Annotated in this window: 11 protein-coding genes; 8 read left to right on the top strand and 3 right to left on the bottom strand. The window is 38.5% G+C overall.

Annotated elements, in window-relative coordinates:
- Positions 1–346: 346 nt before the first annotated feature.
- A complete protein-coding gene (locus JWR87_RS05275) occupies positions 347–784 on the bottom strand; it encodes a response regulator (RefSeq protein ID WP_297816460.1) in 438 nt (145 codons plus the stop codon).
- A gap of 160 nt (positions 785–944) precedes the next feature.
- On the opposite strand from JWR87_RS05275, the gene JWR87_RS20240 reads away from it, so the two are divergent.
- The 4 genes from JWR87_RS20240 (at position 945) to JWR87_RS05260 (ending at position 8,007) form a co-directional block, all read left to right on the top strand.
- Positions 945–1,286 carry a DUF2270 domain-containing protein gene (locus JWR87_RS20240; RefSeq protein WP_366090178.1) on the top strand — a complete coding sequence of 114 codons (342 nt, stop codon included), beginning with the start codon at positions 945–947 and terminating at the stop codon, positions 1,284–1,286.
- A gap of 328 nt (positions 1,287–1,614) precedes the next feature.
- On the top strand, positions 1,615–1,785 hold the full coding sequence (locus JWR87_RS05270; RefSeq protein ID WP_297816457.1) for a hypothetical protein: 171 nt from the start codon (positions 1,615–1,617) through the stop codon (positions 1,783–1,785).
- Positions 1,786–2,129: 344 nt separating this feature from the next.
- Positions 2,130–6,350, top strand: a complete 4,221-nt coding sequence (locus JWR87_RS05265; RefSeq protein ID WP_297816455.1) for a two-component regulator propeller domain-containing protein — start codon at positions 2,130–2,132, stop codon at positions 6,348–6,350.
- A 571-nt stretch (positions 6,351–6,921) separates the two neighbouring features.
- Positions 6,922–8,007 carry a glycoside hydrolase family 43 protein gene (locus JWR87_RS05260; protein ID WP_297816452.1) on the top strand — a complete coding sequence of 362 codons (1,086 nt, stop codon included), beginning with the start codon at positions 6,922–6,924 and terminating at the stop codon, positions 8,005–8,007.
- A 200-nt stretch (positions 8,008–8,207) separates the two neighbouring features.
- Here the strand turns inward: JWR87_RS05260 and rpe are convergent, their stop codons facing one another.
- Together rpe and JWR87_RS05250 are read right to left on the bottom strand one after the other, a co-directional pair.
- The gene (rpe, locus tag JWR87_RS05255; RefSeq protein ID WP_297816450.1) at positions 8,208–8,858 is read right to left on the bottom strand and encodes a ribulose-phosphate 3-epimerase; all 651 of its coding nucleotides are present in this window, start codon (positions 8,856–8,858) and stop codon (positions 8,208–8,210) included.
- A gap of 101 nt (positions 8,859–8,959) precedes the next feature.
- Positions 8,960–9,754: a tetratricopeptide repeat protein gene (locus JWR87_RS05250; protein ID WP_297816447.1), complete on the bottom strand. Its 795-nt coding sequence runs from the start codon at positions 9,752–9,754 to the stop codon at positions 8,960–8,962.
- Between the two features lie 231 nt (positions 9,755–9,985).
- On the opposite strand from JWR87_RS05250, the gene JWR87_RS05245 reads away from it, so the two are divergent.
- The 4 genes from JWR87_RS05245 to asnB all read left to right on the top strand — a co-directional run bounded on the left by JWR87_RS05245 (position 9,986) and on the right by asnB (position 17,295).
- Positions 9,986–10,459 (top strand): hypothetical protein, encoded by a 474-nt coding sequence (locus JWR87_RS05245; RefSeq protein WP_297816444.1) that lies wholly within the window; start codon positions 9,986–9,988, stop codon positions 10,457–10,459.
- 647 nt (positions 10,460–11,106) lie between these two features.
- Complete coding sequence (locus JWR87_RS05240; RefSeq protein WP_297816441.1) at positions 11,107–11,895, top strand: polysaccharide biosynthesis/export family protein; 789 nt, start codon at positions 11,107–11,109, stop codon at positions 11,893–11,895.
- A 10-nt stretch (positions 11,896–11,905) separates the two neighbouring features.
- Complete coding sequence (locus tag JWR87_RS05235; RefSeq protein WP_297816438.1) at positions 11,906–14,311, top strand: polysaccharide biosynthesis tyrosine autokinase; 2,406 nt, start codon at positions 11,906–11,908, stop codon at positions 14,309–14,311.
- A gap of 68 nt (positions 14,312–14,379) precedes the next feature.
- Positions 14,380–17,295 (top strand): asparagine synthase (glutamine-hydrolyzing), encoded by a 2,916-nt coding sequence (gene asnB, locus JWR87_RS05230; RefSeq protein WP_297816435.1) that lies wholly within the window; start codon positions 14,380–14,382, stop codon positions 17,293–17,295.
- Positions 17,296–17,297: the final 2 nt, after the last annotated feature.

The following is a 17,297-nucleotide window of genomic DNA, read 5'->3' as shown; positions in this document are numbered from 1 at the left end:
CTATATGCGCTACCATTGAAAGGGATTTGAAACAGTGTTTAAATGAGACTACATCAGCAAGTACTGCCAACCAAACCAAAGTATTTTATCTTTTATAGTGTTTGCCGGAGGAGCTTTTTTTGCCGGTGTAGTATTGTTAATTACAGGAATGTAAGCTGCAATTTGTGATAACAAAAAATCTGCAAATGTGACAAATAAAGGTTTCTGGTTATACTGTCGAACTTGAAGTGCTTTATTACATTATTAGTGAATAAAATGAAGTAGATAGGTTTCCCTTATGGCATGAGAATGCATAAGGGAAACGGTGTGAAAAGGGCTATTCAAAGAGGAGGGACTTATTAAGCCACTATTCCTGTTGTATTCTTACCACAAACATTTCTTTAGACTGCAATTCTTTTCGTGGGAGACCAATACGAAAAAAAATCTTTCTTATCTGGGTCACAAGGTCTTTGTAGGATGTAGGTTTAACTAAATAAAGGGTGCACCCGTTTTTATAGCAAAGATCTATATCCTCAAAGTTGGAGGAGGTGGAGTAAATGATAATGGGAGTTGCTTGCAGCTTTTCGTTCTGTCGCAACTCAATAAGACATTCTACACCATTTTTTTTAGGAATATGTAAATCAAGAAAAATAAGATCTACGTCTGCCTGCGCGTTTACTAACTGCAAAAAAGTAGAGCCATCACTCGAGTGGGTGATGTTGAATTTGGGCAGAATGTTTTCAATCGCTTCTTTAAGCATTAAAAAGTCATCTTTATCATCTTCTGCAACTGCAATGTTTACCATCTGCAACTTTTTTTGGAAGGTCCTTAATGCTATTATTTGTACTAGAAATGGACTTAAAAAATAAAACCAGTACTTTTTGTATCCTAAAAAGTTACTTTTTTTCTACAAAAAAGGTACTTACGTCATAACATTTGAAATTCCTTTTAATTTTTCAACCGCAGTGTTTGGGGAGGGTTGCGCAGACCATGTGCCGCTCTTTGGGTCACTCGCCGTGTTCGCGCTTTTGCTTTTTGAAACCCGGTTGTTTTGCCACTCTTTTATAACGGAAAAACGAGTTCGCTTACTTGAAAGAAACTTTATTGCTCCTATTTTTGATACGCAGGTAAAAGTTGAACCTGATTGGGACGGCGTTTTATCTGGCAGTTATATCAAAACACCCGAACTGCCATTTTTGCCGTCAATTGCGTCGCCATTAAAAAGCTTTGTGACAGATGGCTTGTGTCTGAAAATATTTGGAAAAAAACGCGATTACTTCGTTCTTAATCACCGATTAAAATTGTAGAAATATTAAGCTGCGTAGCAAGTCCGGTGTCATTTAAACTTAGAACAGCGATGATTCGAAACGGAGGAATAAGATGGCTTCTATTTCCGCTCCCTCTAATTTTCAATTTCATTTCGTTACGTAAGATGTGGGAATTCTTGTATCATATTCCCAATGTTGATAAGGCAATGAGGAAGCGGTTATTTTATAAGACGATGGATGGAACTTATAGCGGAATTATGAAACAATTTTATTCTGCATTGCTAGTCGATACTATGAGTTCTCGAAATGGAAGGTGAATTACTTGAATAATTACGGACGTATAACTCTTCCTATTTCAATTGTTACCATGGAACTTGATTCTCTTGCTGACCTCATAACCACCAAGCAGGAAATGTTTAATCATATTTTGAGCAAAGAAACGCACTTTACTTGTTGGGATGGATTGGGACATGAAGACCGTTTTGCTAATAGGCGAAATTTTACAAAAGTACTTGAGGCCATTAGGAAGGTGTGTTGATGATGCTGCAGAAGGTGTTACGGAAATTTTTTTTTGATGTTAGAAGTGGTCAGTGATTAGGAACATTTACTAATACCGGGCAGTTAGAGCCTTAACTGCAGAAACCAGATATTTTTAGTATAATTCGCCCTTTTTTTGCTGCAATACGTTTTGCTGTACACGGGTGCGACGCAACCGGGGTGTCATAGTAGTACAGTGATTGGTAACAAAACAAGCATAAGTAATAAAGAGGCTGCTATTAGTAGTAAAGGACAAAAGAATAACTATAACGGGTGTATTAAATTTAGGGCGACAATAATACATCTTATATGGGGTTGAGTCAGTAGCATTTTAATTGCTACAAAATGAAACAAATCATTTTTTATAAAACCATTGCGAGAACCTTTATAGCGGCAGCTATACTTGCCCTTCCTTTTGCCGGCGGCGCCCAAAACAAGAGCCTGAAGTTTGAGCACATAGGTATATCGGCAGGCATTTCGCAAATAAACATTACGTGTGTTTTCCAGGACAGCTATGGGTTTATGTGGTTTGGTACAAGAGATGGCCTTAACCGGTATGATGGATATAAGTTTACCATCTATAGATACGATTCGAAGGACAGTAATACGATCAGCAATAATTTTATCCAGGATATAAAGGAAGATAAACAGGGTAATATTTGGATTTCGACAGAAGGCGGAGGTGTGAACAAATACGACGTTAAGTCTCACGTGTTTACGAGGTATATGAATGATAGCAGAAATGCAAACAGCATTTCGAGTAACAGTGTAAACAAACTATTATTTGATGAAGAGGGAAATTTATGGATTGCAACTCAAAAAGGTGGTTTGAATAAACTTGATTTGAAAAGCAACCGATTTAAGCGTTTCATGCATGTTGCTAACGACCCCACTACTATCAGCGACAATGATATTATGAGTCTTTTTGAAGACTCTCATAAACATCTTTGGATCGGAACGTCTACAGGTGGTCTGAACCTAATAGATAAAAAAACTGGTTCGGTTACTAAATTTTCTCATAACGAACACGACCCTAAAACGATTTCAGGAAATAGTGTTAGCTCGATGTTTGAAGATAGTCAGCATCGGTTTTGGGTGGGAACGCAAGGCAACGGCCTAAACCTTTTTAATGAACAGGAGAAAACCTTTACCCGATTTAGGCATAACCGTAAAAAAGGAAGCCTTGCAGGCGACAATATTTTATGCATGAATGAGGACCGTAGCGGAAATTTATGGGTTGCCGCTGAAAATTCCGGCATTAGTATTCTTAGACGCGGTGCTAACGTTTTCGACAATTACGCTCATGACGATATAGATTTTAATAGCCTGAGTGCTAATTCTATTTACGGTATCTTAAGAGATAAGACAGACAACATGTGGCTGGGGGCTTTTAGCGGTGGTATTAATCTTTTTAAAAAGAGCACAACCAACTTTTCTCACTATACGCACAATACTTCGCCATTTAGTTTGTCAAATAATTTTGTTCTCGACTTATTTGAAGATGCGGGCAATAATATTTGGATCGGGACCGATGGGGGAGGGTTAAATAAATTTGACCCGATAAACGAAACCTTTACTTCTTACAAGGATAAGAATAACTATGCGGGACTTTCAGGGAATTTTGTACTCTCGATAAACCAGGACTACGAAGGTAAATTGTGGATAGGCACATGGGGAGGTGGAATAAGTATTTTAGACCAAAAGACAAACCGGTTTACACATTTCGTTCATGATGCAAAAAATGCAAATAGCCTAAGTGGAAACAATGTGTATTCCATCACACACACGCGGGATAAAAAAACATGGATGGGCACTTATAATGCCGGACTAAACGTATATGACAGGCTTACCAACCATTTTACTCATTATAAGTTTAATGCTGAAAACCCCCATAGTTTAAGCAGCGACAGGGTATACTCAATAATTGAAGACAGGCATGGTAATCTTTGGGTGGGTACCTACGATGGCGGGCTGAATTTGCTGGATAGGAAAACAAACAGCTTTATCCGGTTTCAGCATAATGACAAAAAGAATAGCCTTAGTAATAATACCGTAACCAATATTTTTGAAGCTAAAAATGGGAGGTTGTGGCTGGGTACTTATTCAGGGCTGAATGTGTTTGACCCTGAAACAAAGGAGTTTACCATTTTTACCAGGAAGGACGGTTTACCCAGCGATATTATTTATGCTGTTAAAGAAGACGACGGCGGCAATATGTGGATCAGTACCAACAACGGATTGGCTATGTTTGATCCCAAAAGCCGGAAGTTTCAAAATTATACAACAGAGGATGGTTTGCAGGCCGATGAGTTTAAACCTCACTCAGCCTTAAAGAGCCATGATGGAACCCTGTATTTTGGTGGTTTAAATGGCTTCAATGCTTTTGATCCTAAAAAAATAGTGAATGATAAAGGCTGGTCTCCTTTAATGATTACCAGCCTCAATATATTTAATAAAGCATTACCGATTTCTGAAAATAGTAATGAACCTGGCATTTTAAAACAAGATATTTCCTACACGAAGGATGTACGTCTTTCTTATGATCAATCTGTTATTTCCCTGGAGTTTGCCGCACTTGACTTTACCACTGCCAATAAAAAAGAATATGCTTTTATGCTGGAGGGGTTTGATAAAGAGTGGAACTATGTAGGTAGCAGAAATAGCGCCTCTTATACTAATCTTTCACCCCGAACCTATAAATTTAAAGTTAAGTATAGAACCAATGAGGGTTTGTGGTCGCCCGAACATGCGGCACTTAAAATTACTATCGTTCCTCCGTTTTGGTTAACCTGGTGGTTTAAATTGTTAGTAGCGCTTACATTGGTTGGGGGCGTTTACGCGGTCTTTAAAATACGGCTACGCGAGATTAAATTTCAGAAACTGCGGCTTGAGCTACTGGTGAAAGAACGGACGGAAAGACTGGCGCAGTTAACCGTTGTAGAACGCAAGTCACGTGAAGAAGCTGAGCATGCACGCGAGGAAGCTGAAAAAGCAAATAAAGCAAAAGATATATTTTTAGCTACCATGAGCCATGAAATTCGTACGCCGATGAATGGAGTGATTGGAATGTCTACTTTATTATCGAATACCACCCTAACCAATGAACAACATGACTATGCCGAAACAATCAAAACTTGTGGCGATGCCTTGTTAACAGTTATTAATGATATTCTTGATTTTTCTAAAATTGAGTCTGGAAATTTAGAATTGGACGAACACGACTTTGATATCAGAGATTGTATTGAAGGAGTACTGGACGTGTTTGCAGCAAGAGCAGGGGTATTGAACCTCGATCTTGTTTACCAAATAGCTCCTAACGTGCCATCAAAAATTATTGGTGATTCTGTAAGGTTAAGGCAGATTTTAATTAACCTGGTAGGCAACGCCATCAAGTTTACTTCGCAGGGCGAAATCGCAATTGGTGTTAAAGTAAGCAAACAGCACAATGAAAACATTGAATTGTTATTTGACGTACGCGACACAGGTATTGGCATTCCAAAAGATAAAATAAACCGTTTATTTAAAGCATTTTCGCAGGTCGACTCAAGCACTACAAGAAAATATGGCGGAACAGGTCTTGGATTAGCGATCAGTGAAAAGCTGGTAAAACTAATGGGAGGTGACATTAAAGTGACGAGTGAACCTGGTGTGGGAACTACCTTTTATTTTAATATACTATCGAAGATAGGAGTTAAGGCGCTGCCTACTTATGTACACCTAAGTATGGCCAATATCGCCAACAAGCAGATTTTAGTTGTGGATGATAATCTTACAAACAGGAATATACTGGAAAATCAATTGAAACAGTGGAATTTGATACCAGTGCTAGCTGAGTCTGGTGAAGAGGCGATCGATATTATCAAAACAAATAAGTTGATTGATTTAGTTATTTCAGATATGCAGATGCCGGAGATGGACGGAGTAGAGTTAGCCGAAAAGATCAGGAAAATTCGCCCTCACATTAATATTATATTGCTAAGTTCTGTCGGAAACGAGCAGAGCCGCAAATATGCTCATTTGTTTAATGTTATTTTAAATAAACCTACTAAGCATTCGCTCTTGTACAAACACATTTGCGATCAGTTAAAGCACAACAGTAATAAGCAGGTTGAAAAACCGGAAGGTGCTCAACCTGTATTTTCGAGTACTATATCCGAGGCTTACCCAATGAGTATATTGATAGCTGAAGACAATGCAGTAAATCAAAAATTGATGTTGCACGTATTGGCTAAAATGGGTTACCAGGCAGATGTGGCTAGTAACGGTCATGAGGTGCTAAATGCGATGGACAAAAAAACATACGATTTGATTTTGATGGATATGCAAATGCCGGAGATGGATGGATTGGAGACTTGCAGGTTTATAAGAAAAAACATGGACGACCAACCCATAATTGTTGCCATGACAGCCAATGCCATGAGCCAGGATCGGGAAATCTGTATTAAAGCGGGGATGGACGATTATTTGAGTAAGCCGATTAAAATTTCAGAAGTAGTACAAGTGCTTGAAAAATCGGGTCGTAAGGCATTGAATAAAGTTAGAATGAAACAAAGGGGGGAGTTTTGATAACTGTAAATTGGGCACGCTTTAATGGCGGATTACGTTAGGTGTTTAATACGTATGCAGGCAAAAAATTAACGTGTTGCTGTTAGCAGAACTGACCACTAACAATAAGCAGGTGCAAGGATTGTTATTGGTTGCTAACCACGTTACCGAACTTTTAAAAAACAGGGTGCAAATCTTGCCCGGGGAGATATTTATGCATGAATAAAAAAGCATAGTTGCTAAAATGTACAAGGGTGCGACGCAACAGAAGCTTCGGGTTGTAATAATGTATGTCCCAAAAAAAATGTTTTGTAGGACGATCTTTCACCTAGACCGCCTTAGTTATTTATCTTCTTTCTGTTTATCATCCCGCTATGCATGACCGACTGCAAGTATTTGAAACGGTTCATCAAATGGGCTTTATACTTCAATGACGTGTTAAAGGCAGCTCTTGGAACTGTATTAATTGGAATTGAAAAGACAGGAATCCCACTGGGTTGCTGGTAAACGATGCATTCAAAGCGTGAGTTTTATGATGGGGGAATGAGAGAAACTTTCTATATTTTCGAGGACAGTAGAAATTTTTGTAAACATGAAACTTGCCCTATTTATTGTATTGATTATTGCCTGCCTGGAAGCATTGGCGCAACCTAAGAAAGAAGTAGTACGGCACAATTTAGGTGCAAAACAACTGCTTAAGACTGAGAAAGATAAAAACGTTTGGATGCTCACTTACTTCCGCCAGCGTTATCCTACACGTATTGAGATGGATGCTAAAGGAAATACGGTTGAGGTGCCTCTGCCAAACCCGATGCAGGTAGAAAAGATGCATATAGCCTTATCAACAGATGGACGTAATTGGTCTCCTTTAAACGATAACAAGCCGGTATGGGAGCAACAGATGCGTGATCCTTATGTTCGTCGTGGGCCTGACGGTCTATGGCGCATTTTGGCAACAGGTGGGGGACGAAGTGTGGATCGTGCGAAGGTAGGACCGGCGTGTCTCTATGCAACTTCTAAAGATTTGATACATTGGCAAGTGGAAGCTCCTTTGCCTTTAATGAAGGATGCGCCGAATGATACTGGCGCTTTAGCCAGGAATATTTGGGCCCCCGAATGGTTTTATAATGATAAAGCAGGAGAGTACATCTTATTCTGGTCTTCTTCGTTTAAAGATGCGGGATGGAAAGAGAGCAGGCTTTGGTACTGTAAGACGCGTGACTGGAAAATATTTACACCTGCTAAAGTACTTTTTAATCCCCCTTATTCCGTTATAGACGGAACATTGTTGAAACAAAATGACACCTATTATTTATATCATAAGGAAGAGGAATTTGGTGTTAAAACAGGTGAAAGGCGGGCAATTAGGGTGGCGACATCAAAGAGTGTTGAGGGGCCCTATAGCATTATTGAAGGACCTTTGAATAAGGGTCAGATTGTTCCGATAATTACCGAAGGCCCAACCGTAATGAAAGACCCTTTGAAACCAGGCTGGTTATTACTTTATGATTACTGTATGACCAACCGTTTTGGGGCTTCTTACTCGCCCGATTTAATTCGCTGGACAGTTGAAGAGAATGTAAGCTTTCCATCTGAGGCCCGTCATGGTACTGTTTCACTATTAACAGCTAAAGAAGCCAAGAATTTAATTAAAACTTATTCGCCCAAAGAAAATTAGTGCTAAAATTGCACCCCGCTTTTTGTTCACATAAATCCTCTTCAATTTGTCTTGCATGCCTGTTACTATGGGATGAAATCAGCAAGATTAGCTGGTAATCATCAAAGGTTCTAAGTGGTAAGAGAGGTGTATTTTTAATTAATAAGTTTAATAACGTGCCTGCTGGCACAAAGGGACGCGCAATTGTAAAATGCGATGTTTTACTTTATTACTTTTAATTGAGCAATAGCTGTAATTGGATCTGCAGATTTAAAAACAGTACTGCCTGCAATTAAAACGTCAGCACCTGCATTAACAATTGAACGGGCATTTTCAAGAGTTACGCCTCCGTCAATTTCAATTAGTACGTTAAGACGTCGCTCATCAATCACTGTACGTAACTGTTTTATTTTCTCAAGAGTAAACTCAATAAATTTTTGTCCTCCAAAACCTGGGTCTACACTCATTAAATTTACCACATCAATCAAATGAAGAATATCACTTAAAGCGGATGTCACTGTGTGTGGATTAATGGCAACCCCCACCTTCATTCCAAGGCTTTTTATCTGTTCTATATTGCGGTGAAGATGTGGGCAGGCTTCTATATGCACCGATAAAATATCTGCACCGGCATTTTTAAAAGCCTCCACATACTTTTCCGGCTCAACTATCATTAGGTGTACATCAAGAATTTTACGGGTAGTTTTTCTTATCTGTTCAATTACCGGCAGCCCAAAGCTGATATTAGGAACAAATCTTCCGTCCATAACGTCAAGATGAAACCACTCGGCCTCACTTTCGTTCAACATTTTACACTGGTCGCCTAGGTGTAAAAAGTCGGCTGCTAATAATGAGGGAGCTATAATGGGCATGTTAGTGATTAAATTGTTTTATTGTTTGAGGGTGACGTGCGTATTTTGAAGCTGTTGAACATGATTCTCTTAATGAAATAAATAACAATTCAACAATGAGTTTATTCTAACCTTTTAATTGCATCTTCCGCTTCTTTTAATTGCTTGTCGAGGCCTAAAGATCGTTTATAGTCAATTAAAGCTTCTGACTTATTTCCAGTTGCCTCCCTGCATTTAGCTTTCCAATAATAGGCATCTGCATACGTTTTATTTACACGTAGTGCAGTTTCAAAAACTTGTAAAGCCGCTTCGTAATTTTTGCTATCGTAATAAATAAAGCCTTTTTCCATGTATGCTTCCATTAAAGTATAATTATCGTTAATGGCCTTATCAAATAGTTGTAATGCTTGTTTTTTGTCGCCAATTCTTGCAAAATAAACGCCTGCTATAAAGTTGCAATTCGCATCAGCTTCTCTACCAAGCGCCATCGACATTACATTTCTGCAAATCAGCAGCGCTTTTTCATTTTTCGTTTCAGCAAACAGGTTAGCCAAACTCAACTGTGCTTCAATCGAAGGATAAATGTGTAGCGCTTTTTCATAACTCCGTATAGCTTCAGCAGTATCTCGGTTGTCTTCCTGCAACTGCGCTTTTGTAAACCACAAGCCGTTGTTAACGCTGTCTTTTTTTATCAGGCTGTCGGTTTGTTCAATTGCCTCCCTATACATTTTTAAGCTATCATAAGTGTTTATTAGTTTCATTCTCAGCCCTGCGCTATCCGGGTTTTCTTTTACTTTTTTACTTAGGTCGTCTACGGCCCGAAGCTGGGCTTCATCAACAGGCGTTAATTTTTTATCTTCCCCTCCACACGCTACAGTAAAAGCACACACAATAAAAAAGGAAATCAAATTTTTCATGACGCAAAAATAATTGCCTGAGGTGGCTTTCATCATATTTTTTGCATTGCTGTAGAGATTGCAACAATCCATTTGCAAATAGTAATAGCACATCTTTCGTATTTTCCTGTCGTTATAGTCTTAAATCACAACTACTCGTCAAACGTTAAATGCAAATCTTTTTAATAACCGAATTGCAAACGCAGGAAAGTATTTAAGCCTTAATTTTGGCCCACAATAAAAATACTGTTTATGTACCAGGGATTATTGCACTTACACAATGTGGGTCGTTGGGTTGTTATCATTTTGTTGTTAGCGGCGCTTATTAAGTCAATATCCGGTTTGGCCGGCGACAAAGCTTTTACCTCCGGTGACAAAAAAGTAGGGTTGTTTTTAATGATAGCTGCACATATAATGTTGCTGATAGGTTTATACCAATGGTTTGCAGGGCCCTGGGGATTACAAAATATCCAGGCACAAGGCATGAAAACGGTAATGCAAGACAGCGTTTTCAGATTCTGGGCTGTTGAGCATATTGCAGGTATGCTTGTTGGAATTATACTTATAACAATTGGCCGAGGGTCTGCAAAGAAAAATATAACTGACAAGGCAAAGCACCGCCGCTCATTCTGGTTTTATACAATTGCTTTTATACTAATTATCGCAACAGTTCCCTGGCCATTTAGGGAAGTAGCTCGACCGCTCTTTCCAGGCATGGGTCATTAAATTTTTAGAACCAGATGCAAGTCTGGTTTTTTTATGTACCGGGCGGTAAAGCAAAGCCCGGCTACCGTTGCGTCGCACACTTGTACATTTATGATTTATTGAAATGTAAGTTGATCGAATATTTCGTTTATTCATCATCGATTTTTCTATAGTTTTTGCTAATGTTATCGTGTTGATTGTATTGCTGGTACATCTTCTCATTGTGCTTGTTTTTTCATGCTATAATTTAGACAAAGGAGATCTGTGATCTATACTACGGATTGACTCGAAAATACCAGTAAAAAATGAGCAGGTTGGTTTCATTATGATCATCTTAATTACTGCTTCAGAAATTAAATGAACGTGGTAGGCTTAGAAGTGGTATTGTTACAAAAGAATATTTTCAAAGGCTCCTGCTAAAGGTGGAAAATTTATAACGTACTTATGATTATCCAGTTATAAGTATTAGTTAACCAAAATGTACTAGTTTTCCTTTTTTGGGAAAAATTCTAAAAAAGAGACAATAATTAGTAGCACAAATCGTTTTGACTCTGGTAACGATACTTTTTTCGCCTTTTAAAACAAGGGGATCGGCTTCGTTACAACAAATCAAATAGTCCATGTGACTAAGGTGGCGAAGCCATGGAAATAAATTTATTAAGACGATTATGAGTCATAGAGGTTGGTGTTGGGTTTTAGTACTAATCGTTTCTTTTCAGTTGCTGCAATCCTGTCATCCTGAGAGGAAGTTAAAAAGTTTGGTATATTTTAATGAGCCGGGAGATACAATACTTTCTAAAGTTGTCCAGAGAGTCGAACCAATTGTTCAACCTGGTGATAGGCTAAGTATTGTAGTCGGTGCCTTAAATCCACTTTCTGCCGCTCCTTACAATTTAGCATCAACAACGCCTGGATCAACTTCGGGCTCCGCAGGTGGATATTTAGTAGAAGCTGATGGCACAATTCAATTTCCACAGTTGGGAAAACTGCAGGTTTCAACTATGAAAAGAAAGCAACTGGTAGACTTTCTAACCAAGATGCTTGTTAAGTATGTAAATGATCCTATTGTTACTATTGAATTTCTCAATTTCAAAATAACGGTATTGGGCGAGGTTAACCACCAGGGAACATTTAATATTCCGGAAGGCAAAGTAACTGTTTTAGACGCTATTGGTTTAGCTGGTGATCTCCCTTTTACTGCTCGCCGCGATAACATTACCGTCATCAGGGAAAAAAATGGCAACAGGGAATTTGGAAAAATAAATGTTCTTTCTAAAAACGCATTTAGTTCTCCTTATTACGTACTACAGCAGAATGATGTAGTATATGTAGAACCTACAAAAGATAAAGTGGCTGCCAGTGATCAATCTTTCATAAGAAATTTTTCTATAGCCACCTCTGTTTTTTCTGTGTTTACAACGGTAGTTGTATTGGTGATAAACACAATAAAAAAATAACTGCTAACGCATGTCTGACACCAGCGCATTATCATTATTAAAGCAGGATGATCAAAAATTTAAGCTGAGCCCTAAAGAGCTTATTTTTAAATACCTGATTTACCTACCCTTATTTATTGTTTCTATAGGCATTTCCGTAGCAATTGCGCAATTTTATTTAAGGTATCAAATTCCCTATTATAGCTCTGGTATCTCTCTGCTTGTTAAAGATGACAAAAGCTCAAGAGGTAGCAGCAATGCAGATGCTTTAGAAGAGATCGTTCTATTTAAGCCAAAGACTAATTTGATAAATGAAATTGAAATCTTAAAGTCTGCTACTTTAATGGAGCGGGTAGTGCGCGATCTCAACCTAAACCAACAATATTCAATAGAAGGCAATTTTAAACGTACCGAAAGTTATAATAACAGAATATTCAATTACGAAAACCTTTATCAGAAAGATACAACTACTGGTTTTAGTGTTGTGCTTCATTTTAGAGACAAAGACCATTTTGAAGTACAGGGTTTAAATAATCAGTGGTTTTCTCCGGGGCAGGTAGTGCACGGCAGTCAGGGAGACTTTAAAATAAACCTAATAAATGAGCATGCCATTAATCCCGAGTACAAATACGTCATGCAATGGCAGCCTCCTTTTCAAACTGCAGGTGGTATTGCAGGTGGAATAAGCATCAGGCAATTAAACGCTCAAGCGAATATTTTAAGAATAGACCTGACAACAGAGATCCCTCAAAAAGGAATTGATATTCTTAACGGGTTGGTAAGAGCTTACAACAACTCCACGATAGAAAATAAAAATAGGGTCATAGATAATACAGTTCGATTTATAGATAACCGGCTTGTTCTTTTAACTTCCGAATTAGGTAAAGTCGAACAAGGTTTGCAGGAGTTCAGGCAGAAAAATGAAATCGTCAATATTCAAAGCCAGGGCCAGATCCAATATGAAGACCTGAAGAAAACGGAGGAGCAGCTAAACGAGCAAGAGCTGCAGATAAGGTTGATAGATATGATATATGACTATGTTAAAACGCCAACGAAAAGGTATAGTCTTGTACCATCCTCACTGGGAGTTCAAGACCCCACACTACAAGCTTTAATTACTAACTATAATAGATTTCAGGCGGAAAGAGAAGAAAGGCTGAAAACTATGCCCGCTGCAAATCCGGTTGTACAAGGTTTAGAAAGCCAGATAGAAAATGCCAGATTAGATATCCTTGAGAATTTGTCTAACATTAAAAGGCCGGTAGAGTCAATACGAAGACGCTTGTTTAGCGAGTATAACAGGATAAGATCACAAATTCAGGCTGTACCTTCTAAAGAAAGGGAACTACTGGAAATTGCAAGGCAGCAGGGAATAAAGGAAAAATTATATCTTTTTTTACTGCAAAAAAGAGAAGAGTCTGCTATTACTATGGCATCAAGTACTTCGAATGCTTCATCTATAGATCCGGCTTCTTCATCATGGGCTCCTATCAGTCCCGACCGCAGTGGTATCATGCGTACTGCACTTATTATAGGTCTTCTTATACCGCTTGGCTTTATCTATTTAAAAGATATTTTAAACGATAAAATTACTAATAGAACAGATATATTGAAAGCCACCTCCATGCCTATTATAGGTGAAATCGCTCACCATAAAATGGCCGATAGGGAAGTGGTAATCGGGGCGAAGGACCGCAGTATCATCTCTGAACAATTTAGAATGGCTCGTACTAACTTGCAATATTTTATTATTGATAAAAAGAGCCCCGTCATTCTTGTTACTTCCTCTATGGCAGGAGAAGGTAAAACATTTACTTCGATGAATTTAGGCGCCGTATGGGCAGTGGCTAACAAAAAAACCGTAATCCTTGAACTGGATTTGCGTAAGCCAAAAATATCGCGGGCTTTAGGTTTGCTTGACAGAAAAGGTATTAGTAATTATGTAATGGGGGATGTGCAAAAGAATGAATTGCCAGTTAAATTAAGTACTACTCCTAACTTATACATTGTTCCCGCAGGACCTGTTCCTCCCAATCCTTCAGAGTTATTATTAGATGAAAAGATTGAAGAGCTATTCATCTATCTGAAAGAGAATTTTGATATTATCATTATTGACTCGGCGCCTGTTGGCCTTGTAAGTGACGCAAAAGTTTTAAGCAAATATGCTGACTCAACTGTTTTTGTTGTTCGCCAGCGCTACACCCCGCGAAAGCGATTGGAGAATATTAATGATGTATATGTGGGGAAAGCTTTTCCGAACTTGAATCTTTTGGTAAATGATGTAAAAATGGGCGGAGCCAATTCTTACTATGGTTACGGCTATGGTTATGGCTACGGCTATGGCTACAACTACAACCTTTCATACAATTATGGTTACTCTACCGAAAGTGGTAAAAAAGGTATTATGGAAAAATTGAGAGGAGTCTTCTTTAAGTAAGATGTTTACTCGTTGTCTTTTTGCTGATAAATAAGTGCTGCCCCAAAACAATTTATAGAATTTAGACTTTGTGTAGAATTGCCGGAATTTTTGATCCATCCTCCATTAGTCTTGCTAGTGACATTACTATCATGAAAGATAGTATGAAGCATGGCGGCCCCGACGGGGAAGGAATATATATAGATGATAAGTTGCCTTTAGCACTGGGACATAGAAGGTTATCGTTGCTTGATCTTACCTCAGCCGGTCATCAACCTATGTCGGATATAAATGGTAGTCTTCAAATTGTATTCAACGGAGAGATTTACAATTTTTTAGAGTTAAAAAAAGAACTGGCAGCACTTGGTCATATTTTTAAAACCACATGCGATACAGAAGTTATTTTAAAGTCGTATCTCCAGTGGGGAAAGAACTGCTTTCAGAGATTTAATGGAATGTTTGCCCTGGCTATATTTGATAAGCGCACTTCTCAACTATTACTTGCCCGCGATCATGCAGGCATAAAACCCCTCTACTATAGCATTCAAGGAGGAAAATTATTTTTTGCCTCAGAAGTGAGGGCCTTTACTTCCCTCAAACCTACCTGGAACGAATACGAAAAGTGGAAAGTTTACTTCCTTACTTTCGGCCATTTGCCAGAACCTTTTACGACTCTTGAAGGGGTTACGTTGTTGGATAAAGGAACAGTTGCAACAATAGATTTACCTACGTTGCTTATACGGCAAGAAGTATTCTGCATGTTTTCATTTCAAAGCATCATTAACACATTACCTGAAGCCGTTATTGCAATCAGGGAAAAGTTATCTAATGCGGTAGCGCGTCATTTAATATCCGATGCTCCAATTGGCCTCTTTTTAAGCGGGGGCATCGACTCCAGTCTACTTACACTATTATCACATAAAACCCTACAAGAAAATCTTCATACAATTTCTATCATTTTTGAGGACCAAAAGTTCTCCGAAGCAAAGTATCAGAAATTGGTGATAGATAAGACAGGTGCAAAGCACAGCTCGTGCCTGGTTACAGAAGAAGAGTTTTCAAATACGTTGCCAGACATTTTGATGGCGATGGACCAGCCAAGCATTGACGGTATCAATTCTTATTTTATTTGTAAGTATGCACACAAATTTGGCCTTAAAGCTGTTTTAAGTGGTATTGGTGCAGACGAATTATTTGGAGGATACGACTCGTTTTATCGAACACAGCGTATCAGGTTATTTAAAATGTTACCTGCTTTCGTAATCGGGTTGACCAGGAATTTTTTCGAACAAAGAAAAAAGAAATTGTCTTTTTTAAAGCGCAAGGATTTCCTGGGAGATTATCTTTTTAATCGCGGCTTGTACACTCCTGAAGAAACGGCTTTAATACTAGGTACTTCAGTTAAATCAATTAATAATACACTAAACGAATTAACTTTTCCGGGATTAAGAAAAATAAAGATCGATGACAAGGAGTTGGTAAGCTGGGGAGAACAGAACCTATATATGCAAGGCCAGTTATTGAAGGATATCGACTATATGAGCATGTGGCATGGTCTTGAGGTACGGGTTCCTTTTCTCGATAAAGAACTCGTTGAAACTGCCCATTCTATTTCTCCCAGGGTTAAATACGACTTGCACGTCAAAAAGCATCTGCTAATAAAATCTTTTGCAGACATTTTACCGTCGGACGTATACAACAGAAAGAAACAGGGTTTTACATTTCCTTTTGAAAAATGGATTATTCCTGTTCAAACTACTGCCCAGCGTACTCCTGATTTTATAAAGAAGTATGAGAAGTTAAGATCGGGCAAGTTGCAGTGGGTGCATTATTGGGCTTATTTGCTGGCTTGTCAAAAGGAGGCAATAAAGTATTATAACAAGGAATTTAAAAAGGTACTTTTTCTAAATCTTAGTGCATTTCGTTTCACAGGTGGAATTGAGAAATTTAACCGCGCTTTTCTAAAGGCTCTAACAGATTTTCAAGCAGAGGGCAAGTTAATTGCCAATTGCCTTTCAGTTTATGATTATAGCGTAGATCCGCTTTATTTCGATAAAAAAAATTATAGAGGATTTAAAGGGAATAGGATAAAATTTGTTTTTTCTGCATTGAAAGAAGCGAGCAAGTATAATACTATCGTTCTTGGACACATTAATTTGTCGTTAATAGGATGGGGAATTAAAAAGATGTTCGCACATAAAAACATCATACTGGTTACCCATGGTATTGAGGTATGGGATCAACTCAAAGGCGTGAAAAGCTATGTTATGCAGAATGCAGATAGCGTTCTTGCAGTAAGCACCTTTACGAAAGAAGCAATTGTAAAAACACATAAGATAAGTCCTGAAAAGATTACGGTGTTCTCAAACACGATTGATCCTTACTTTTCGTACCCGAAAGAATTTAAAAAACCCGAGTACCTAATGAAACGGTACGGCATAAACGAAACAGATTCAATAATATTTACCCTAACGAGGCTTTCGGCCACCGAAAAGTATAAAGGCTACGATAAGGTTATAGACGTTTTACCCTACTTGAAAAATTGTGTGCCCCACGCTAAATATATCATTGCGGGAAAAGCAGATGAAACAGAAAGTCTGCGCCTCTTAGGGATGCAGCAGGCAAACGACCTTGTTGACACCGTGTTATTGACGGGCTTTATAAAAGAGGAAGAGGTAGTGGATCATTTTTTACTTGCTGACGTTTTTGTAATGCCCAGCAGAAAAGAAGGTTTTGGAATTGTGTTTATTGAGGCCATGGCATGCGGGCTGCCTGTTATAGCAGGCAATAAGGACGGAAGTGCTGATGCTTTACAGCAGGGGGCATTGGGGCAGCTGATCGATCCAGACAGTGACGCCGAAATGTTTCAGGCAGTCGTAAATACACTACAAATTGAGGAGCCAATAGATCATATAGGGGCGAAAAAAGTGTTACAGCAAAAAGTAAAAAAAGCTTTTGGCTTTGATACGTATAAACAGAATTTAGAGAAAATATTAGTGTATTAAAG

Source organism: Segetibacter sp. (genome assembly GCF_025963695.1).
Taxonomy (GTDB): domain Bacteria; phylum Bacteroidota; class Bacteroidia; order Chitinophagales; family Chitinophagaceae; genus Segetibacter.
This window is presented reverse-complemented; position numbering and strand designations above follow the sequence as displayed.